General features: G+C 43.4%; 20 protein-coding genes. 6 read left to right on the forward strand and 14 right to left on the reverse strand.

Annotated elements, in window-relative coordinates:
* Positions 1 to 42 precede the first annotated feature (42 nt).
* From DOT_RS24125 to DOT_RS24135, 3 genes are read right to left on the reverse strand one after another with little or no spacing between them, the layout of a single operon-like run.
* A complete protein-coding gene (locus tag DOT_RS24125; RefSeq protein ID WP_009624200.1) occupies positions 43 to 525 on the reverse strand; it encodes a DUF523 domain-containing protein in 483 nt (160 codons plus the stop codon).
* Positions 522 to 2,339, reverse strand: a complete 1,818-nt coding sequence (locus DOT_RS24130; protein ID WP_040413402.1) for a MutS family DNA mismatch repair protein — start codon at positions 2,337 to 2,339, stop codon at positions 522 to 524. Before DOT_RS24130 ends, DOT_RS24125 begins: the two co-directional genes overlap by 4 nt.
* A 4-nt stretch (positions 2,340 to 2,343) precedes the next feature.
* The gene (locus DOT_RS24135) at positions 2,344 to 2,925 is read right to left on the reverse strand and encodes a Uma2 family endonuclease (protein WP_009624202.1); all 582 of its coding nucleotides are present in this window, start codon (positions 2,923 to 2,925) and stop codon (positions 2,344 to 2,346) included.
* A gap of 218 nt (positions 2,926 to 3,143) precedes the next feature.
* On the opposite strand from DOT_RS24135, the gene DOT_RS24140 reads away from it, so the two are divergent.
* The gene (locus DOT_RS24140; RefSeq protein WP_009624203.1) at positions 3,144 to 4,493 is read left to right on the forward strand and encodes an ATP-binding protein; all 1,350 of its coding nucleotides are present in this window, start codon (positions 3,144 to 3,146) and stop codon (positions 4,491 to 4,493) included.
* Here DOT_RS24140 and DOT_RS24145 read toward each other — a convergent pair.
* Together DOT_RS24145 and DOT_RS24150 are read right to left on the reverse strand one after the other, a co-directional pair.
* Complete coding sequence (locus DOT_RS24145) at positions 4,480 to 4,989, reverse strand: DNA-deoxyinosine glycosylase (RefSeq protein ID WP_009624204.1); 510 nt, start codon at positions 4,987 to 4,989, stop codon at positions 4,480 to 4,482. The two genes, DOT_RS24140 and DOT_RS24145, sit on opposite strands and share 14 nt — an antisense overlap.
* Positions 4,990 to 5,021: 32 nt before the next feature.
* Positions 5,022 to 5,261 (reverse strand): DUF2164 domain-containing protein, encoded by a 240-nt coding sequence (locus DOT_RS24150; protein ID WP_009624205.1) that lies wholly within the window; start codon positions 5,259 to 5,261, stop codon positions 5,022 to 5,024.
* A 145-nt stretch (positions 5,262 to 5,406) separates the two neighbouring features.
* Here DOT_RS24150 and DOT_RS24155 point away from each other — a divergent pair, with 145 nt between their 5' ends.
* The 3 genes from DOT_RS24155 to DOT_RS24165 all read left to right on the forward strand — a co-directional run bounded on the left by DOT_RS24155 (position 5,407) and on the right by DOT_RS24165 (position 8,034).
* Positions 5,407 to 5,763, forward strand: a complete 357-nt coding sequence (locus tag DOT_RS24155) for a carboxymuconolactone decarboxylase family protein (RefSeq protein ID WP_009624206.1) — start codon at positions 5,407 to 5,409, stop codon at positions 5,761 to 5,763.
* A gap of 186 nt (positions 5,764 to 5,949) precedes the next feature.
* The gene (locus tag DOT_RS24160) at positions 5,950 to 7,563 is read left to right on the forward strand and encodes an ATP-binding cassette domain-containing protein (RefSeq protein ID WP_009624207.1); all 1,614 of its coding nucleotides are present in this window, start codon (positions 5,950 to 5,952) and stop codon (positions 7,561 to 7,563) included.
* A 159-nt stretch (positions 7,564 to 7,722) separates the two neighbouring features.
* The gene (locus DOT_RS24165) at positions 7,723 to 8,034 is read left to right on the forward strand and encodes a zinc-ribbon domain containing protein (RefSeq protein ID WP_040413404.1); all 312 of its coding nucleotides are present in this window, start codon (positions 7,723 to 7,725) and stop codon (positions 8,032 to 8,034) included.
* 183 nt (positions 8,035 to 8,217) lie between these two features.
* Here DOT_RS24165 and DOT_RS24170 read toward each other — a convergent pair whose 3' ends face one another.
* From DOT_RS24170 to hypD, 6 genes are all read right to left on the reverse strand, one after another.
* A complete protein-coding gene (locus DOT_RS24170) occupies positions 8,218 to 8,730 on the reverse strand; it encodes a GDYXXLXY domain-containing protein (protein WP_009624209.1) in 513 nt (170 codons plus the stop codon).
* A complete protein-coding gene (locus tag DOT_RS24175) occupies positions 8,727 to 9,797 on the reverse strand; it encodes a DUF2157 domain-containing protein (RefSeq protein ID WP_009624210.1) in 1,071 nt (356 codons plus the stop codon). Before DOT_RS24175 ends, DOT_RS24170 begins: the two co-directional genes overlap by 4 nt.
* A gap of 231 nt (positions 9,798 to 10,028) precedes the next feature.
* A complete protein-coding gene (locus DOT_RS24180) occupies positions 10,029 to 10,631 on the reverse strand; it encodes a hypothetical protein (RefSeq protein WP_040413406.1) in 603 nt (200 codons plus the stop codon).
* A gap of 117 nt (positions 10,632 to 10,748) precedes the next feature.
* The gene (locus DOT_RS24185; protein ID WP_009624212.1) at positions 10,749 to 11,108 is read right to left on the reverse strand and encodes a cupin domain-containing protein; all 360 of its coding nucleotides are present in this window, start codon (positions 11,106 to 11,108) and stop codon (positions 10,749 to 10,751) included.
* A 31-nt stretch (positions 11,109 to 11,139) separates the two neighbouring features.
* Positions 11,140 to 11,703 (reverse strand): GNAT family protein, encoded by a 564-nt coding sequence (locus DOT_RS24190; RefSeq protein ID WP_009624213.1) that lies wholly within the window; start codon positions 11,701 to 11,703, stop codon positions 11,140 to 11,142.
* Positions 11,704 to 12,249: 546 nt separating this feature from the next.
* Complete coding sequence (gene hypD, locus DOT_RS24195; protein ID WP_009624214.1) at positions 12,250 to 14,607, reverse strand: trans-4-hydroxy-L-proline dehydratase; 2,358 nt, start codon at positions 14,605 to 14,607, stop codon at positions 12,250 to 12,252.
* Between the two features lie 133 nt (positions 14,608 to 14,740).
* On the opposite strand from hypD, the gene DOT_RS24200 reads away from it, so the two are divergent.
* Both DOT_RS24200 and DOT_RS24205 read left to right on the forward strand, forming a co-directional pair.
* Positions 14,741 to 15,730, forward strand: a complete 990-nt coding sequence (locus DOT_RS24200) for an ornithine cyclodeaminase family protein (protein WP_009624215.1) — start codon at positions 14,741 to 14,743, stop codon at positions 15,728 to 15,730.
* An 83-nt stretch (positions 15,731 to 15,813) separates the two neighbouring features.
* A complete protein-coding gene (locus DOT_RS24205; protein WP_009624216.1) occupies positions 15,814 to 16,830 on the forward strand; it encodes a proline racemase family protein in 1,017 nt (338 codons plus the stop codon).
* Between the two features lie 10 nt (positions 16,831 to 16,840).
* On the opposite strand, the gene DOT_RS24210 is transcribed toward DOT_RS24205, so the two are convergent.
* From DOT_RS24210 to DOT_RS24220, 3 genes are read right to left on the reverse strand one after another with little or no spacing between them, the layout of a single operon-like run.
* Positions 16,841 to 17,746: a glycyl-radical enzyme activating protein gene (locus DOT_RS24210; protein ID WP_009624217.1), complete on the reverse strand. Its 906-nt coding sequence runs from the start codon at positions 17,744 to 17,746 to the stop codon at positions 16,841 to 16,843.
* 31 nt (positions 17,747 to 17,777) lie between these two features.
* A complete protein-coding gene (locus tag DOT_RS24215; protein WP_009624218.1) occupies positions 17,778 to 18,713 on the reverse strand; it encodes a glycyl-radical enzyme activating protein in 936 nt (311 codons plus the stop codon).
* 5 nt (positions 18,714 to 18,718) lie between these two features.
* On the reverse strand, positions 18,719 to 21,115 hold the full coding sequence (locus DOT_RS24220; protein ID WP_009624219.1) for a formate C-acetyltransferase/glycerol dehydratase family glycyl radical enzyme: 2,397 nt from the start codon (positions 21,113 to 21,115) through the stop codon (positions 18,719 to 18,721).
* Positions 21,116 to 22,051: the final 936 nt, after the last annotated feature.

Consider the following 22,051-nt stretch of genomic DNA (forward strand, 5'->3'; position numbering starts at 1 on the left):
TACATGATTCTTAAAGTTTAAGGCGCCTCATCATTTTTCTCATTAGGTGTCATCACCTAATAACTTGATTAAATTCTCTTCAGTCAGTTCCTCTTCCGAATAAATAGGGATATTAGACTCTTTCAATATTGCAGCGGTTACCCCCTGCCCCAGTAATATTCGATGGGTAAAGGTTCCATCATAAATGGTGTTCACTCCACAGGAAGGACTTCGTTCCTTAAGGATTGCCGCAGTTACTTTAACCATTTCCCCAATCTTAATCGTTTCCTTTGCCCCTTGGATGAATTGTTGCGTAACGTCTTCTCCCAGTTCCCCTTTGACCATACATCGTCCGGCCAGGACATCCTGCCCTGTCCCAGCGATAATTTCCACCGGAAACCGGGGAGTAGTCAACCCACCGAGCTGTTCTGGACAAACCGGGATGAATTTTCCCTGAGAACTGTATTTCTGGATCAAGGCATGGGCATTTGCTTTACCATCGTATTTCGTATTCAGCCCAAACAAACACGCGCTGACAATAATCACAGGGTACCCTCCCCCTCCACATCAATTCCAGCCATTTTGATCAGATACATAGCATTGCGAGTCGTAGAGATCCCAGTCCTAAGTCTATAGTCAAATCGAATCTGATCGTCTTGATAATACTCTCGGAAATGATAGTTTCGAATCTTGCGAGCGCTTTCTCGTTCTAGCTCTCCTAATTCCAAATCATGGGTAGATACCATTCCCATCGAGCCCGCTTTACTCAGTTGCCGAATTAAAACCTTGGCCCCGGCGTGACGATCCTGCGAATTTGTCCCTTTAAAGATCTCATCTAAGAGGAAGAAGATTTTTTTGTCTGCTGTCTTCGAAGCAATGACAATCTGTTTGATTCGTAATAATTCTGCGTAGAATGAAGAGATATTTTCGCCAAGGTTATCGCTCACGCGCATACAAGTATAAATCTGAAACAGCGAACACCTAAAGGACTGAGCATAAACTGGCGCCCCTGCATAGGCCAACACAAGATTAATACCCACCGTCCGCAGTAATGTGCTCTTTCCTGACATATTGGAACCCGTTATTAACAATATTCCAGACTGCTTTTCAATCGATAAATCATTGCAAACGGACTCTCTTAGAAGCGGGTGTCCCATTTTAACTGCGGCAATCCCTGGATTTTCCGCAATTAGTTCTGGGTATCTCCAAGTTTGGTGATCGAAGTGAATGATTGACAAACTGGCTAGGGCCTCCAATTCGGCGATCGTATCCACCCACCGATCGAGCGAACGACCCGATTTCTCTTTCCATGATTCCAAGGCAATCATGCATTGGATATCCCACAGCGTTAAGATATTAATAACTAAGAACATAGCATTACTGCGATTCGCTATTAAATCGGCCAGACTCGCTAGTTTTCTGATTTGTTCCGAAGCAGACTTACCTTCACGATCACGTAAGCCCTTTTTTAGAGACTGCAGGTGCTGCGCTTGAAATGATCGCTTTTCAAACCTCTCTAACATCTTTTCATAAACTTTAATACTTTCCTTATAAGCATAGACTGCATTGAGCACTTTGCCCCTTTGCTTTCCCCAAAAGAGTATGATCGATTGAATTAAACAACCCGTCAGGGGATACCAAAAAGAAACTCTCGAGGTCTCAAAATAAAGGAATAAAAACAGTATCGTTATGAGCGGCAGCGCCCGAGCTAGAATGAGTACATCAAGACGCAGATAGGTAGCATCAAATGTCTTGGCCCATTCAATCATGCCTTTAGGAGAGCTCAACGTGCGCTTTGTCATGCTGGCATCCGCTAAAAAACGCTGACGCCAAGCTAGATTTTTCGTCATCTCCTGGATTGCTTCTTGTCTTTCAATAATCGGACCGATTTCCACTGGGGGCTCGGACAACCTCTCTTTCAGCGTTTCCCTTCCTCTAAAGGTCCTGGCTGTATTGATCCATTGAAACAATGAGCCCAAGCCAAAAAGATCGAGATCGCCTGAGTAAGGGTGAGCTGGATCTTTGAAGTCCTCACCTGAATCTAAGAAGGATTTCCATTCGCCAGCGAGACGCTTCAAAGCTTGATCATAACCTTCATAAAGCAACCGCAGATAACTTTGGCGTTGTCTTAAGGTTTGGTGCCAAATAACTAAGGCTGCAAACGCAACAACGGTAATAACAACAGTACTTATACTCAATGAAGTACGATGAGTCCAATAAAAAAATACGGCCAGCCCACTGCCAGCAAGGAACATCACAAGTCTTATATTGCTTAAACGGTTGATCGTCTGAGTTAAGTTCTCTAACCGCCGCTTATAATACGCTTTTCGTTTTTCATACTGTTTCTTGGGTTCTAACAAATATTTATCCTCCAAATACTTCAGCCAAAGAAATTGACAAATCTTCAAATATTCCGATCTTAATTACTTCTTCTATTTGATAAACTTCCGGCCTGGCATATTTACCGTTTTCTATGAGCGTATAAACCATAATTATTTTGTCGATGGGGTGAATTATCCAATATTCACGGACAGAATACTTTTCGTATAAGTTTAACTTCTTAATATAATCCATTGCAATGCTTGAGGGAGAGACAATTTCCATGACTAGGTCGGGGGCCCCTTTGCACCCCTGATCATCTAATTTTTCCTTGTTACAAATAATTGAAATGTCTGGCTGGATTACATTTTTTATCTCCTCATCAGCCTCATCGTTGCCTGTCAATCGGACATCAAAGGGAGCCGCATATACTTCGCATGTTTTTCTACGTAAATAGTTAGAAATCTGACGAACTAATTCTATACTTATCTTCTGATGAATTCTAGAAGGACCAGGCGTCATTGCATAAGGTACCCCGTCAATTAACTCGACAGGGTTGTCAGATGGCCATGTTACGTAGTCAAAATATGTATATTTACGCACTAGCTCTTCACCTGACTTACTCATATCTTTGTCTCCTTTCCTCTAAAGTATGGCATCCCTCGACATTGACATTGACATTGACATTGACATTGACATTGACAACTTAATCTTAATTCTTATCAGCATTATACACCATCCAAACATCCATTACCACATTCTGGAATAAACCTCCAGCTACTTTGCGTTCCTAACTTTCCTATTAATTACTCCAATGCTATACTTGGATAATTGGAGGGATTATTATGGAACACAGCAAAATATCGCCTACATTACTAGCCTTGGATTCTCTTGCAATTTACAGAGGACTTTTAAAGGATAGCTTAATTAGCAAGCTAAAGGAACTACTCATTTCTTTAAACGAAACCAACGATGGACTAAGAGAAGTAATCAACAGCTATCATGAATTTTACTTTGAATTGGCTAAGAAAAGCACAACAATGTCACTTGAAGATTATCTTCTCGACCTAATAATTTTTGATGAAAATCCATTCACTTTTCAACAACAAGCAGTGCAACTTAATAGTTCTAATAGAGTCATTGAGCAAGTAGCCGCTCAGGATTTGAACAGACTTCAACTCATCTCTCAGCTTGATTCTGCTTCGGTTAAAGCCCACCTAGCTGAACTATTCCCAAATGATAACGACCATTCTCTCCTTGAGAAACTTCCGGAGTGGGTTTTAGTAAGTGATTCTCTCGACCTCTCAAACCATTTAGAACACATAAAAGTATGCTTCAGGGCCAGCGACCGTTGGTCTGACTGTATCGAAGATCTCAAGAAGTTCCACAGGCACTACGGATGCGGATTATTCGCCCGCTATTTTGCCTTTGTTTGGGAAAGAATTGATGGCTCAGGTTACATTCGAGGAATCGAAAGTCCTGACCCGATCACTTTAGACGAGTTAGTAGAGTACCAAACTGAACGTTCCAGAGTTATCGAAAATACTGTTCAATTCTTGAAGGGCTTCCCTGCCAATAACGTTCTTCTCTATGGAGATCGAGGCAGCGGGAAATCTTCAACCGTTAAGGCCATCCTTAATGAATACCATAACCAGGGCCTACGCATGTTGGAGATCCCTAAGGCCTATCTGGCTGATTTCCCTTTAATTATTCGGCAGTTAAAAAATCGAACTCAAAGATTCATTCTTTACGTCGATGATCTGGTATTTGGTGATAATGAGGAAAACTATACTTCGCTGAAAGCCGTACTCGAGGGTGGTTTAGAAAGTAAAACACCCAATATTCTCATCTATGCCACCTCTAACCGCAGGCATTTAGTTAAGGAATATTTCCAGGAAAGAGCGGGCTTGCAGTCTAACAACCGCGATGAAGAAGTTCATGCAGGAGACACAATGCAGGAAAAGCTCTCCTTAGCCGATCGATTTGGCATCAATGTTGTGTTCACTTCACCCAATCAAACCAAGTATCTGGATATCGTCGAGGGAATTGCTGGGCGAAGAAATCTGAACCTTGAGCGAGATATACTGCACAAAGAAGCCTTACAGTGGGCACTCTGGTACAATGGTCGCTCTGCACGAACCGCTCGCCAATTTGTCGATTGGCTTGAAGGACAGCTCAATCTTAACGATCTGTAGCAGCCTCTAGGAGATTACGGAGCATGAACCACTCACTCAACTTCTCAGCGTACTTCTTCGTATTTGCTGGACTCGTCGATGTAAGTTTATGAAACGTCACATTTGTAGGCGCACTGAACCCTATCCACTTTTTATAAGTCTCATAGGCTTTGCCCCCATTGAACATTACTGCTGTGATATAGGGATATTTCTTAAACAAACTACCAAAATCGTTCACTTGCTCTTCCCGGATCTTCGAATCAAGACTTCCTTCCCTAGAACACATTGCGATGACATCCCATAAAGCAATACCCTGACTTCTTAGAAAATGAGTCCGCTCTTCATAATCCGCAACGGGTTCCAAGTCAAAGAGGGCAAAGATTATTTTCCAAAATTGATTTCTAGGATTGGCATAATACTGCTGTAATCTAAGAGATTCCACCCCCGGCATAGACCCCAGGATTAAAACACGTGAATGCGCTTCTACTATAGGTGGAAAGGAACGCAACAGACCCAACCAAATCTCTCCTTCACACGTCGCTTAATTTATTACCTAGGCCGTTTCTCAAGACCCAGTAAATCCTCGATCCGTTCGTTCATATATTTATAGGAATCCTCAATTCCTCGGTTATATAGGTAAGGACCAATTTCATTAACAATAAAGTCCAGCAACAACTCCGCGCCTAAGCGAGTCATTTCCTCATCTCTTGCGCTCCAGAAATATCTCTTAATGGATTCGATAAGTTCCTCACGAACTTCCTTTTTAAGTTCTATTTCCATTTTCGGCATAAAATCTCCCCCTCTTATTCGTTAATTCCATTCTAACTTATTTGCGAACAGCTACGCAAACAGTGCTATGCTTTGGTCTTAGATTATGAATAAAACACCTTATACTGGAGAATAATGTTCAAAAACAGTAAGGAGCACACCTCACATGGACGATTATTTTGATAACATAGACAGCACGGAGATCAATTTAAAGTATTTTACGGAGCATCATGAGAGTATTTATCAGGCCTATGAGAAGTACGGTCGTTTAGTCCACGAAGAAGGCGGCCCGCTCGATGAAAAAACTTGCTGGTTGATTAAAGTTGCTCTCTCCACAGAATGCCAGTATCCTCGGGCGCTGAGAACCCATATTCTAAAGGCCTTAAGTAGCGGTTGCACAAAGGAAGAAATTGAACACGCTATTCTCTTAGTGGCTCCTAGCGCTGGGTTTCCCAAAACAATGTCAGGAATTCTAGTTCTAAGAAGTCTCTTGCAGGAAACTGAAACGAACTCAATTCACTAGAACTCTCAAAAACATAGGATTTTCAGCGACTATGTAATCTCAATTTTTAGCCCTCTACCATTGATTGAAGGTAGGGGGCTTGCTCAATTCTCCAGACCCAATTATTATCAACCTATACCTTCTGGTGATAAAATGATATACTATATTCTTGAATATAAGTAAATCTATAATAAAGGAACGATTATAATGATAAGTACTAGTGGGTTAACCTTAAGATTTGGTAAAAGAGCCTTATTTGAAGATGTTAATGTGAAATTTCTGCCCGGTAACTGTTACGGTTTAATTGGAGCCAATGGCGCAGGTAAATCAACCTTCTTAAAAATATTATCCGGTGAAATAGACTCTTCTACTGGAGAAGTTATTCTAACGCCTGGCGAGCGGATAGGAGTCTTAAAGCAAGATCACTTCGAGTTTGAAGAATTCGAAGTGCTGAATACTGTGATCATGGGGCACGCCCGGTTATACGAAATAATGGAAGAGAAGGACGCGCTTTATGCCAAACCAGATTTTTCAGAAGAAGATGGCATAAGGGCTTCCATACTTGAAGGAGATTTTGCTGAACTCAATGGTTGGCAAGCTGAGGCCGAAGCATCTGAACTATTAATGGGACTGGGAATCGACAAGGATCTGCAGAGCCGCAAAATGAAAGAACTGAGTGGAAATGAAAAAGTTCGCGTTTTACTTGCTCAAGCTCTCTTTGGCAATCCCAATATTCTCCTCCTCGATGAGCCAACCAACCATCTTGACTTAACATCGATTGCTTGGCTGGAAAACTTCCTCTATAATTACGAAAATACGGTCATCGTTGTCTCGCATGACCGCCATTTTTTAAATAAAGTATGCACGCATATCGCTGACATCGACTTCGGGAAGATCCAACTCTACGTTGGTAACTATGATTTCTGGTATGAGTCAAGTCAACTGGCTTTAAGACTCATGCGCGAAGCTAATCGTAAAAAGGAAGATAAAATTGAAGAGCTACAGAAATTTATTCAACGCTTTAGCTCCAATGCTTCAAAGGCGAAACAAGCAACCTCTCGTAAAAAACAGCTCGATAAGCTGACGCTGGATGACATTAAACCCTCCTCCCGTAAATATCCCTATATCGCTTTCACACCTGACAGAGAAGCAGGCAACAATATTTTAACTGTCAAGGACTTGACGGTTAGTATTGATGGTACCAAAGTACTGGACAACATCTCGTTTATGATGAATAAAGGAGATAAGATCGCCTTTGTTGGCCCTGACGGCTATGCTAAGACAACTTTATTTAAAGTTCTTATGGGAGAAATCGTCCCGGACCAAGGGGAGATCAACTGGGGAATTACAACGACCCAAGCCTATTTTCCTCAAGATAACTCTCCTTATTTTGATACGGATCTTAATCTTGTCGAGTGGCTTAGACAATTTTCTAAAGACCCTGATGAATCGTTTGTCCGCGGATTTCTGGGGAGAATGCTTTTCTCTGGAGACGAATCCCTGAAATCGGCCCGCGTTCTTTCCGGGGGAGAAAAGGTACGCTGCATGCTTTCCAGAATGATGCTAAGTGGTGCCAATGTCCTTTTATTAGACGAGCCCACGAATCACCTGGATATGGAATCCATCACGGCTCTGAATAATTCTCTAACGAACCACGATGGGAACATCTTGTTTGTATCTCAAGATCACCAGTTTGTCCAAACGATTGCTAATCGTATTATTGAGATTACACCGAAAGGACTCCTAGATCGCCAGCTGACGTTCGATGAGTATCTGGAAAATGAGGATGTTAAGGTTTTATTAGAAAAAATGTATGCTTAAGAATAATAATTTGACAACAATGGTTTTTTTAGTTATACTAATATAAGCTCGTTAAAACTAGTGGATTTAAGCAAACCTTCTCTATTACCTAAGGCTCCGGGAAGAAGTTGGTGAACTTGCCATGTAGCGCGGGTAATATTTTAGTGGAGGTTTTTTATAATGTTCAATGACAAAGTTTTAAATTGCAAAGATTGTGGTCGGGATTTCGAGTTTACAGCATCAGAGCAAGAGTTCTATGCTGAAAAAGGGTTCACTAATGAACCTGGACGTTGCCCAGAGTGCCGTGCTGCCAAAAAAGCACAAAACAGAAATCAAGGCGGCGGTGGCGGATATGGTCGTCAACAACGCGAAATGTTCCCAGCCATCTGTGCTACCTGTGGAAAAGAAACAACTGTTCCTTTCCAACCTTCTGGTGACAAACCAGTATATTGCCGTGAGTGCTATCAACCACGTACACGCAGCAATTGGTAAATCGCTGATTGATTAAAAACGAACCCTCCAAGCCGCAAGGCTCTGGAGGGTTTTCTTATTCTTCGGCGACAGACTAAGAAGTCTATACGTGCGAAGACAGTGTCTGCAAGAAGGGTTAATAGGTGCGAAGACAGTGTCCGTGGGTGCCAACCAATTTTTAATAGCTAGGATTATTTAGAGCACCTAGCGTGGCGCGATACTCGTCAAAACCCCATACCCACCCAGAACCCTTACAGTACCTACCAATTCTCCGCTCTGAGATTTCTGCTGAAGTTCCTTTCCACTTCCTTGTTCCAGAAAATATTTATCCAGACTGTAATCTACATGAAAAACATCGGACTCATTGTACGTATTCTGAAACTTTCCTTTAAGATAAGCACCTTGCTTGGGTCTATTCTCGCTTACTTGGTCAACTATATAGTACTTACCCTCTTGTTTTAAGCTTACATAAAGATTCTTATTACTCACCTTATCGATTGGTAGGGGCACCTTTGACTTGGATACATCTGAGATCGCCAGACTTACGGAAACATAGTCCCCCCTAAATAGATCCGTTGGGTCAATGGCCTTCGTTTCAAGCAAAATCTCTTTCCCGAAAAGAACCGTCGCTTGAGGTTTAATAGTCATGGCCAGAAGGATAAATAAGGGAATTAACACTGCTAGAAAAAACGTCTTATGCTTATTCTGCTTATTCATTCGAGTGTTCCCCCTTTTGGCGTTTTGATCATCCGTTCAAAGTAATAACCGAAGCCAAGGAGCAGTAGCCCTCCAACGATGAAGAACAGTGATTTGGGTAAAAACGCAAAGGTATCTGTATAATACCTAAAAATAGTAATACATACAAAAATCAGACTTATAATACTTCCCTTTCGGATGAGGGCAAACAGCAAGACAAGCAAAGCAAGTGCAAATAGAATGCTAACTAAACGCGTAGACTGAACACTTACAAGGACATCCCATATTTCAGGAATAGTCAGAATCACACCCGTTACCCCAAACAAAATGTTACCCTGAACACGGAAGATCTCGGACCCAAGATTGTGTTTTATTCCATACATCAGAAGTCCAATCAAGAAAAAAATGAGGGCAACGTATAAACCCTTTACCTCATATCTCAGAGTGATTTGTAAGATAAAGCTTAAGGTTGTCAGGTTGGCAAAAAACAACAAAAGTTTTGACTTTCCAAAACACTTAAACGCTAGATACACAATTGGTACCCCAACCCAACCCGCGTAAGGGAAACCCAGATTGTACGAGGCGTTAAGATAGACCCCGAACAGGATGTTGGCAAAGAGCATTAAATATTTGTCCTGAAGTTGAAAAGCCATCGGAATTACACCCAAGGACCATAAAAGAAACGCCGTGGTAAATTCCCCTCCAAAATTATACATCTGTCCTATAAGAAAAATACCTGCTCCATAAACCAACATGCCCAGATAAATAAGACTTCGAGCTGTCTTGGGATAATTCTCTGTAAGCAGGTAACCTGCAAGATTCACTCCGCCGAAAACTCCAAAGATAATAAGAAGTTTGCCTAAATGATTGATCCCATCCCAATTACTGGCGATAAAACTCAAAATCCCAAGGCCCACTAAGATGGCCCCAATCGTAACCACAACCCGAATAAAGTTGAGACCACCTTTGATTTCATAGATCTCCAGGATCTCCTTTTTTTGTCCCCCTGTGATAAGTCCGCTACTTTCATAATGTTCTAGTTCTATACTTACTAAGGAGAAGTTAGCTTTGCTAATTTGCCTTTTCAAATTATTCCCCCCCTTTATACTAACCAGAGCTCTTAGAATACTGTATACCCTCCGTCCGATGATTATCACTTCCACATTCTAAAGGGAATACAGGAAACTGACTTCGTGTGGAATTGCAATTCCATCTGCAGGTTAGTGAACTTATCAGAGGATTATGCAATATTCGATATCAGAACCCTACCACAACCGGTAACGGTTAGCAAACAGCTAAACTGTAAAGCTTAATTTTTCTTATTTAATGCTCACAGTAGCTTCCGCGAGAGCTACTGTGAGCATCTCCTGATTTTCAGGAAATGGTTTTACGTCAAGACGAAACTCAACACCCGTAAGATCATCTGGCAACTGTGGTGCTACCACAAAAGAATACTGCATCCCTTTGTCTTGCCCGCTGCCTCGATGTTGCCGACATTGATGGTCTGGTGAGATAGACAAATCAAGGCGAGCATGTCCCAGCCGGACAAATCGTTCGGAGTTATGGACTTCAATCTCGATATAAACTACACTGGCATTTTCGTATTGTTTCATGTGCGTAACAGAATACAAGACGCTGTTTATTTCCACCCATTTTAATATTGGTACGAACTTAAGGAACCCAGTGGGTTCTACTTGAAAGTGAGCCGAAAACTCTTTCTCATTGTACAGCATTGTAAAGATGCTCTGCGTCATCGCTTCGTTCAGCTCATATCGTTGACACCATGTTGTTATTAACCCGAGACTCGGAAAACCTGGATTATTTTCGGAAAGCTCTTTACGCTTGGTGATAAGTGCACAGATTTGCTCATCGATTGGTGCCAACTGTTCGCAGTAGTAATCTGTAGGGGGATGAAACGGCATTCTCCTCAATCTAATGACCTTCTTTCTCATCGTTATAACGCCTAAACGTACCCCAAGAACTGACCTGGTAACCTAAAATCAGCGAGGACATCCTATTCAATATCAGAAGAATTCACACTAAATCTTTTCAAGTTTCTCTACTGTCCTTTCATTTCTTACATCTCCAGTATTTAACGTTGTTTTGGCTTCAATTAACATGACATGTACTTCTTCTTCAGCAACAGGCATATGTTCAATTCCCTTCGGAATAATAAGAAATTCCCCTTCATTTATTATTACATCCTTATCCCTGAACTTGATAATCAAAAGTCCTTTTAGAACATAAAACATTTCATCTTCGTTTTCATGGATGTGCCATAAAAATTCGCCCTTAAGTTTGGCAATTTTCACATAGGATTCGTTAACCTCGCCTAATATTCTTGGACTCCAATACTCATTGAAAAGATTTAATTTCTCGCGGATATTAATTTTATCCATTTCTATATCCCCCTTAAATCGTCTCGTGTATTTAGCACAATAAACTCCACTCTTCTTTCAACAATGAATAATATAACCTATCTAGATATTTACCATCATGATAAAAGAAATCCCTGAGCGTACCCTCATATTTAAATCCGCATTTCTCAATGACTTTTTGCGAAGCTATATTGTTTTCTTTATGACATATTTGTATCTTGTGAAAATTAACGTTTTCAAAACCAAATTTCATAACCGCTTTTGTTGCTTCAGTGGCCAGGCCTTTTTTCTGAAAGGTCCTACTAATACAATATTCTATCTCACTAAAATGATTTTTATTGTCTACAAGAAAAAACGCTATCTGCCCAAGGCATTCGTTCGTTTCCTTTAAAATAATTGCCCAACGATAATAATCTATCTTTTCATAAGATGATATATATTGATTAAGCAGCTCGCTAACTTCTTGGTTATTTACATAAATAGGTTCAGAATACATAAATTGTACTAAGGGATCGTTTATCCAATACTTCAGCATATCAAAAGCATCTGAATAAGAAAATCTTCTTAAAATCAATCTTTCTGTTTCAATTGTTTGTATTCCCTGGCAGTTTAACATTATCATCACTTCCTCCTCGCTACCGAGCATGAAAAATGAGTACATTTCCTTGTTGTTTCTAAGTTAATAATCAATCATCTCCGGTTAATTTTTTGCTAAATAGGGGTGATGTCTTATGTTGCAGCTTTGAATAAGCTTAATAGACGTCACCCCTACTGTCGATGGTCAATATATATACATTTGTTCAGTATGATTAACTTGAAAAATTACTTTGAATGTACCAACTCGTAAACGCATTAGCATTCCTTGGCCATTAAGAGGCTTAATATCACCAAGCGGCGGACGAATAGCTAGAAATTGATCTCTTCTTTCTTTCAGTTAAGATAAGATTATCATGTTCACTAATGAAAAACCAGCTAGCTAATGTAAAATATTGTCTCGCTATATATCCTTACCTCCTCACCTTTCGGAACTTGGGGAATAAACTTAACATTTAGCAAAGTCCCCCAGTATGTGGTCACGTTTGGAGGCGGATTTTATTCCATTGGTGAGCTGGATCTGAAGCGGCTGGAGAGAATGCTCGGAATATGAGAAAAGGTATTACTTTTAGAACGCCGTATGTTCCGTCCTATTAATAATTTCTTCCTGCAGCGCTTCACTCAGATCACAGAAATAATCACTATACCCCGCCACACGTACAATTAAGTCTCTGTGCTTTTCCGGCTCGGCCTGCGCTGCCCTGAGTGTCTGGGCGTCGACCACATTAAACTGAATATGATGACCACCTAATTTAAAATACGAGCGGACCAACTGAGCCAACTTCTCAATTCCCTCTTCCCCTTCTAGGACTTGAGGAGTGAACTTAAGGTTTAGCAGAGTCCCCCCGGTGCGTGCGTGATCTAGCTTGGAGGCAGATTTTATGACTGCAGTCGGACCTAAGCGATCCGTTCCTTGGACTGGAGAAATCCCCTCCGAAAGAGGTTCTCCAGCCCGGCGCCCTTCAGCTGTAGCACCTAAGACAGAACCAAAATAAACATGGCAGGTTGTCGGCAACATATTGACCCGATAGACACCACCCTTAGTATTGGGACGGCCATTCACCTCAGCATAATAAGCATTAAAAATATCCACCATCAGTTCGTCAGCATAGTCATCATCATTGCCAAAATGAGGTGTCTTGTTGATCAGTTGCTGGCGCAATGCTTCGTGCTCAGAGAAATTATCCTCTAACGCCCGAAGTAACTGGTCTAGAGTAAGATTCCTCTGATCAAAAACATGGTACTTGATGCCCGCTAAGGTGTCCGTTAAACTACCTAAGCCAACCCCTTGGACATAGTTCGTGTTGTAACGAGCCCCTCCGTCATTATAATCTTTGGCCTTGGCAACACAATCGTCAATCAGGAGAGAAAGGAACGGCGACGGCATGTAGGTCGCATAAAGTCGCTCGATGATATTGCTTCCTTTAACTTTAATATCCATAAAGTAGTGGAGCTGGGTTTTAAACGCCTCAAAAAGTTCCTCAAAGGAGGTAAAGCTGCGAGGGTCTCCGGTTTCTACACCTAACTGCTGACCAGTTCTGGGGTCTACTCCGTTATGCAGTGCTAACTCGAAAATCTTAGGCAGGTTGAAATACCCGGTTAGAATATAACTTTCTTTACCGAAAGCCCCCGTTTCCACACACCCGCTGGTCCCGCCCTGACGGGCATCTTCAATCAATTTGCCTTGGCGCAAAAGTTCCTCAACGACTGTATCGGCATTGAAGACAGAAGGCTGACCCCAACCTTTCCTGATAATCCTAGCCGCTCGTTTTATAAAGCGATCCGGGTTCTTCCTGCTCAATTGGATGTTCGAGCTGGGTTGTAAGAGACGCATTTCATCGATCACGTCGAGAACCAAGTAGGTGACCTCATTAACTCCATCCGAACCATCGGCTTTGAGCCCACCGCTGTTAATGTTAGCAAAATCTGTATACGTACCGCTCTCCGCTGCTGTTACTCCAACTTTAGGCGGGGCTGGCTGATTGTTAAACTTTACCCAAAAACATTCTAAGAGTTCTTTGGCCTGTTCCTCAGAAAGGGTTCCTTCGGCCACTTCTTTTTTATAGAACGGATATAAATGCTGATCCAGACGACCAGGATTAAACGCATCCCAGGTATTCAGTTCTGTGATAACGCCCAAATGCACAAACCAATAGGCCTGCAAAGCTTCCCAGTAATTACGGGGGGCGTGAGCCGGGACGTACGAACAAATCTCAGCGATCTTCTCCAATTCTTCTTTCCTCAGTAGATCTGTTTCCACCTGGGCTAATTCTCTGGCTTTTTCCGCATGTCGCTCGGCAAACCGGATAATGGCTTGAGCACAAATGCGCATGGCCCGCAGTTCTTCCTGCTTATAGTAGGCCTCAGCATCGTTAAAATAGTCGAGTTTCGCCAAATGGGCATCGATCTCAGCCATGAAGTCCAGGAAACCTAAACGGTAGATTTTATCATCGAGCACCGTATGTCCAGGTGCTCTCTGCTCCATAAATTCCGTAAAAATGCCTGCATTGTAGGAAGCTTTCCATTCCTGAGACATTTCCGAAAAAATAAGGTCCCGCATCGACTTACCTGCCCAAAAAGGAATAATTCGCTCTTCATAAGTTCGACGAACTTCTGGACTGACTTTAAACGGTATTTTAGGACGAGAATTCAGCAGATCTAAGTCCTCAAGACTATGACAGCAAAGTTCAGGGTACGTATAAGTAGCCTTTGGGGCCGGCCCCCTCTCACCAACAATTAATTCACCCGCATTAATACAGATCTCTTTTCTTTCCATAATGTATTTAAAAGTCAAAGCCCGCTGAACGGGGACGGAAGCATTCCCGTTCGTACGGTAGAACTCTGTAATCAAATCCGCCCTTTCCGCGGAGATATGGGCCTCAGCCTCTAAGCTTCGTTGCCTGAGTATAGCTACTCGCTCGTTCATTCTCAGATCACTCCTCTAGTCGTAAAATCACCTAACTTAGCTTTATTCTCAACTTATTAACTCAGCGGGCACTCGTTGACAAATCTATCTGGAATCGATAGTGTATGCATAAAGAATAGGACGGAGGGTTATTATGCTGCTGCTAACCAAACAAGACATTCAAAAGATTTTCACCATGCAAGATGCTCTGGAAGCAGTCAAACAAGCTTTGAACATCTACTCATCAGGAGGAAGTGTCGTCCCTTTAAGGGTTAATATCAGTGCGCCCAATTATGAAGGTCAGACATTGTTCATGCCTGGCTACGTCGAATCACTAGGCAGCATGGGAGTAAAGATCGTCTCGGTTTTTCCTCACAATACGGAAAAAGGTAAGCCCTCGGTTCCGGCGACAATGGTGCTGCTTGACGGGACCAGCGGAGAAGTCTGCTGTATCCTAGATGGAACCTACCTCACCCAACTTCGCACAGGCGCCACAGCAGGAGCGGCTACCGACCTGCTCGCTCGGTCAGATGCTAAAATCGGAGCGCTGATTGGTACAGGTGGACAAGCCGTTACCCAACTCGAAGCTATGCTGGCAGTTAGAAATCTAAGGGAAGTCCGTATTTTTAGCCGGAATCTGGAACACGCTCAAACCTTTGGGACACAAATGCAAACTAAATTTACGAAGTACGGAACTCTCCTTCGTGCCGTGGAGACTTCGGAGGAAGCAATAACAGATGCAGATATTATAACTGCTGTAACTACATCGCACCAGCCGGTTTTCGATGGGCACCTAGTTAAAGCCGGAGCACATATCAATGGGGTCGGCTCCTATCTGCCAACAATGCAGGAAATAGATGAATTCATACTACATCGAGCAGACAAGATTTACTTTGACTCTCAGGAAGCGGTACTGGCTGAGGCGGGCGATTTTATTATTCCCTTAACTCAAGGGACGATTAGCATGGATAAATTCACGGGGGAGATTGGTAAGGTTATCTCGAATAACCTCCCCGGAAGGGAGACCCCCTTAGAAATCACACTCTTCAAAACTGTGGGAATGGCTGTATTAGACATTGTAACAGCTCAAAAAATTTATCAGAAAGCCTTAGAGCAAGACATCGGACAGAAAATTTCCTTTTAATTGAGAAGTTAATGTCCTAAGTATTATAGTCATAGTTTGAATTTGCACACGCTTGCTGTGCTCCAGGAGAGGTGACCAAACGGATGAATTTCAAACATTATATCAATTGCATAGACGCCCATACCGCCGGAGAACCACTAAGAATCGTCACTTCAGGCTTACCACCTATTCAGGGCAAAACCATGCTTGAAAAAAGGCAGTATATGCTCGAAAACTATGACCATTTACGGAAGCTGATCATGTTAGAGCCCCGCGGACATAGCGGAATGTACGGCTGTATCCTGGTCCCACCCGTGACTGAAGATGGTGATTTTGGTGTCCTATTTACTCACAATGAAGGGTTAAGTTCCATGTGTGGGCATGGCGTTATCGGCGTGACCAAGGTCGTCATCGAAACCGGCATGATTGTTGCTCCAGAAGGGGAAACAATCGTCAAAATCGACTCCCCTGCTGGGAGAATTACGGCCTGTGCGGACGTCAAGGATGGTGAAGTAGAACGAGTTAGATTTCAAAATGTCCCTTGTTTTGTCTATAAAGAAAACATCATTGTTGATGTAGAGGGTATCGGAGAAGTCACTGCTGACGTTGTGTATTGCGGTGCCTTCTATGTCTTTCTGGATTCTCAACAAATTCACTTAACTGTGACTCCTGAAAACACCGAAAAATTAGTCCAGAGAGGAATGGAGATAAAACATAAGGTAATGGCTGATATGGAATTTAATCATCCGACCTCCGGCGTCAATTGGCTTTATGGAACTATTTTTTACGAGACCCCCCGGAGAGTAGGGAATCAACTCCTGACCAAAAATGTTTGTATTTTCGCAGAAGGTCAGGTTGATCGATCCCCTACCGGAACCGGAACAGGCGGAAGAGTTGCCTTACACTATCATAAAGGCGAGTTAAAGAAAGGTGACACCCTCATCAATTACAGCATTATCGATACTCCCTTCGAAGGGAAGTTTGTCTCTGAAACAAAGGTCGGAGACTATAATGCAGTCCTCACGGAAGTATCTGGTACAGCACAAATCATAGGTTTTAATCAATTAGTGCTCGATCCCAAAGATCCATTACCCGAAGGATTCAGAATCATAGGGAGTTAAAGGAGTGTTCTCACCCTCCAATTTTAACCTTCAGACCAAACCGTTCCAGCTGTCCCTTAATCTGCCCCATTCGCTCATTGTCTGGAGATTGAAGGTCTGGCAATTGATACGTCCGACCTAGTCGTTGGTACTTATCCGACCCAGCCTTATGGTAGGGGAGCAGATGAAGTTCAGTGATCCTTTGTAACGATGCCACAAACTCGCCCAATTGCTGAAGGGTTTCCTGGTCATCATTAATTCCTGGAATAATCGGTACTCGGACAATGACCTGGGGATGATGCTCCGCCAACCAACGCAAATTCGCTAAAATAAGTTCATTGGGTACACCCGTGACACTTTGGTGTTTCTGGCTATCCATAAGTTTCACATCATACAGAAACAGATCCACCCAAGCGCTCATCCTTTGTAATAATTCAAGGTTTACGTATCCACACGTCTCTAGGGTCGTGTGGATTTCCTTCTTCCGGCACTCTTTAAGTAGTTCTAACAGAAAAACAGATTGCATGAACGCTTCCCCTCCGGAAAACGTTACTCCCCCTCCTGATTCGTCATAAAAAATTAAATCTTTCTCAACCGCAGCCATGACTTCTCTAACGGACATCGTTTTGGCTGCGAGTTCTCTTACGCCGGCATGGCAAACCTTACAGCATGCTCCGCAGGCCTGACATAGACCTCGCAGGTATCCCAATTTTTCTGCAATCGCTACCACCGCGCCGTGCGGGCAAATTTCTAAGCACTGCCCACAGCCCAGACAGCGCTCCGGCCAATACATTAACTCCTGGCCTAAGCTTTGACTTTCTGGGTTATGACACCACAAACAGTTGAGAGGACAGCCCTTTAAAAAAACGGTTGTTCTAATACCTGGGCCATCATGGATAGAATACTTCATAATATTTATGATCTTGCCATCAGCCAAATTTCACCACTCCGTATGTAACATGATGTCCTTATCCACCAACTCGAATCGGAACGCCGGGATCTTGTAGGGCCAGAAAACTAGCTCGTTCCGAGATTTCTTCCGCTGATGGTGAGATAAGTTCCTGCAACAGATAATCCCTATCCAGATTTCGATAGGTCTCCAGACCCAGGCGATGGTAGGGTAACAGTTCAACCTCTTTAAGTTTTTTCAAGGATTTGCAGAATTCCGCAGTGGCGGACAGATTAGCATCTGAATCGTTGGCGCCTGGAACCAGGGGAATACGTACGATGATTTCCAACGGTTCCTTGGTCTGATCAACTTTTTGGAGGTTATCGAGAATGAGCGCGTTGTCCGTACCAACCCACTGTTTATGAAACTCTTTATCCATCAGTTTGAGATCGACATAGAGCACATTGAGCCAGGGCAAAACTTTGGCAATGCTCTCGTAAGGAGCGTGAAAACTAGTCTCCAGTGCCGTGTGAATCCCCAGCGCTCTACACTCCTGCAGGACTTCCGCAACAAAATCAGGCTGGCTCAGAGGTTCTCCTCCGCTGATTGTGACACCACCGCCTGAATGAAAGAAGAAAATCTCATCCTTGACAATTTCCCGTACCACTTCCTGGACAGACAAAAGACTGCCGTATTTTTTATGGGCATTTTGCAAACATTTCGCGACGCACATAAAACAATTCTGGCATTTTGAGAAGTCTGTGATGACGTTTAAGCCGTCCTCCGCCAGTGAAAGCGCCCCTTCGGGGCAGGTGCAGACACACATCCCACAGCCCACGCAACGGTTGCGAGCGTACCCCTTTTGGAGAGTCGCTAGCTGCGATTCTGGTGTCGAACACCAGCGGCATCGGAGCGGACAACCCTTAAGAAAGAGCACTGTTCGCAGCCCCTGCCCATCGTAGATTGATGTTCTCTCGATCCTCAACACAGAACCTACCAGGCCACTCTTCTTCATGATGCTCACCCCGCAGAGATCCCATGTTGAACGGTACGTTCGATGATCTCATTCTGAACATCTTTTCCCAGTTCCACAAAGTAAGCAGTATAGCCAGCCACACGTACCAGCAGTCCCTTGTGCTCTTCTGGGTTTTTCTGAGCCCGGATTAGTTTTGCTTGATCAATAACATTGAACTGCACATGATAGACCCCAAGGCTGCACATACTCTTCAGCAGCGCCATCATTTGGATTATGCCATTTTCGGTAGACAACATGGCTGGCTCCACTTTCATATTCAAAAGGGTCCCCTGGACGAAACGAGCGTGGGGAATATTGGCCACCGACTTCAGCACCGAACCTGGGCCGTTGAAGTCCGTGCCTCCACTGGGACTGATGCCGTCGGCCAACGGTTTCCAGGCCTGGCGACCGGACGGAAGTGCGCCAACCATAAGACCAAATGGTGTATTACCGGACACGGGGAGAATCCCTGGAGTCATGCGCCCAAATTTACTGTTGTACTTTTCAATCTCATCAGCAATAAAGGTAAACATATCTCCCGCAATGTCATCCACTAGCGGGTCGTCGTTGCCATATTTCGGTGCATCAAGGCAGAGTTTGCGTAACTCTTCAAACCCTTTAAAATCTGAGTCTAAGGCCTCCAACAGTTGCGCCATAGTCGCCTGTCTGGTCTTATAGACAATATGCCGCACTGCAGCCATACTGTTGATCAAGTCCGCTACACCGATTAAAATAATACCGTTTCCCGCATTGTATTTTGCTCCACCCCAGGCGTAGTCGGAAGCCTTCTCGATACACTCCTTGAACGAAAAGGAAAGCGCTGGAACCGGCCGATCCAAGCAGATTTCGTCAATGACATGGCTCCCTTTCACGACAGCACGAACGACATATTCGATCTGCTTTTTCACGGCCGTTTGAAGCTCTTCGTAGGTTTGGAAATCGAGTGGATTTCCCGTTCGAGCAGATATATAGTGTCCGCTTTTTCTATTTTTACCGTCCAAAAGGGCGAACTCCATCACACTCCCCAGGTTGATGTCTGCCAGTGCTGTGTACTGACGCAGCCGCCCCTCCAAGTTGGTCTCCACGCAACCGCACGGATTCCAATTGAAGGCTTCTTTTAAGGGAATTCCCTTGTTCATTAACATCCTGATTCCAACATCGTCGTTATGAAACGCCGGAAATCCTGTGCCCAGACCGATGAGCTCCACGACTTTTCTTAGGAAAGAGTTCGGATTCTTAGCCAGACTGTAGCGAACCGACAGGGAGGGTTGGTACAGTTGCACTTCCATAGTTGCCTTGAGAATCATGTAGGAAAGATCGTTGACAGCATCTCTCCCTGTGTCATCCACTCCTCCAACGCAAACGTTCTGAAACATCGGATAACCTGCAGCGAATTCAGCAGTAACTGCATCCTGAAAGAGACACGGCTCACTGAATTTAATCCAGAGACAGTCGAGAAGTTCCTGCGCCTCGTCAGGGGTGAGCCGCCCCGCAGCCAGGTCGTCTTTGTAATAAGGCCAAAGATACTGATCCATGCGCCCCGGGTTATAGCTAGCCGCATTCTGCTCCATCACGAGGCAGATCTGATAAAAATAAAGCGACTGCAAAGCTTCCCTAAATGTTCGCGCTGGATTGGCCGGAACGTGACGACAGACTAAAGCTATCTCCGTAAGTTCCTCTGTTCTCTGTGGATCTCTTTCTAAGGCTGCTAAGCGCTCGGCTTCCGCAGCATAGCGCTCCGCCAGCGTGACCATTCCTTCAGCCACAATCAAAAGAGATTTTAAATAGTAGTCCTTTTCGTAATCGCCTGGTATTGTGATATCGAGTTTAGCTTTCCTATTTTCCACTACTTCTCTGATTTCCGAAACTCCTTCACGAATCAGCCACTCGTATCCAGCAGTCGTCTCCCCCCAACCACGCACAGCCTTGCGGTCAATGTATACCACTCCGTTATCCCGCAATTCACGCGTGTCGTCGGGAATTTGAACAAGCCACTCCTCGTAAGTTGAGTGGCCTTTCCAGTAGGGGCGGATTTCATCTTCAAAAATCTTTCGATTCTCAGGACTTAAATAAAACGGGTCGTAGCGCCGCTCGCTGATCGTTTCCAGTTCATCATTCAGCACAGACCAGCACGTGTCGGCGCATAAAATACCAGCCCGTGTCTTGCTCCCGGAACTACCGACAATGAGTTCGTCGTCCCAGATCACAACAGTCTTCTCCCTGCACTGTTTACGAAACGCTTTGGCTTTACGTACAACAAGCGGATCCCCTTCAGCCTGCCGAAACCCCTCAGTGAGAATCTTGGCGTTCTCTAGGTCCATCTCAGGGCGAGTTTCCAGCACTCTCTTCTTCAGACGATCTACACGCTCTATGTATTTCTGTTTTTGAACCGCTTGAGACATATCAAAGCCTCCCTTTGAGTATCTGTCGACATCACCCTAAGTATAGCTGAAATACTTACCTCCATCCAGTGTCTCTTTAGTCAGCTGGTTCTTCTTCACGTAGTACGAGTCCTAATTAGACCAACCACGTTCGTCAGTTAGTAAACTACAGGAAACCAGATTTTTAATTGGGACATGTCATAACTGTTGTGTCCTATTCGTACGAAAGGAGCACTGTAAAGAAAACTCGGCTGCCGCTTTAGTTGCTCTTATACTATCGAACTCGAAGAAAAAAGGCCACTCGAACGAGTGGCCCTTACATTTAAATTTGAATCCCGCAAAGTTCCTTCAGAATTAATGGATACACGGCTCGAGATTAATCTTCATCAAAATTTAACCAAATCGTTATTAACCAAAAAATCATAGGTTTGTAGCTAATACACCTTACAACCGCTGAAATAAAATCAGAAAAGAGATATTCCGTAAACCAACCTCGTAAGGGAATCAAGACCTTGACCTAACAAAAGATAAACCAGTCAAAAACTAATTGAAGGCGATGAAACTAATCTGGACAAATCCTCCACTATTTCTTTGATTACTTTAGGTCTAACTGGAGTCACAATCAGAAAAATTACTAAGGAGAAAATTTAGGTTTCGAGTCACTTAAAGTTAAACTTGACAACAATCTTGGCTTAACATACAGCAAAAAAGTTACACTTCAGATTACCCTATGTGAACTCAACAACAAACTGACCACTTAAAGTTTTCCCAACTGACCAAACCAACTTACTATTAACTAGCTTACTACTTAAAAGTGAGAGGAACTTTGCGGGAAATTTTTCTTCTACAACAAAAACCACCCTTTTAGGTGGCTCCAATTCTTCGAAATCCAGCATTGACTTAACTAATTGCAATGCCTAAAAACTTCGATGAATCGAAACTTTACCTAGCACGCGA

This window comes from Desulfosporosinus sp. OT, assembly GCF_000224515.1.
GTDB lineage: Bacteria > Bacillota > Desulfitobacteriia > Desulfitobacteriales > Desulfitobacteriaceae > Desulfosporosinus.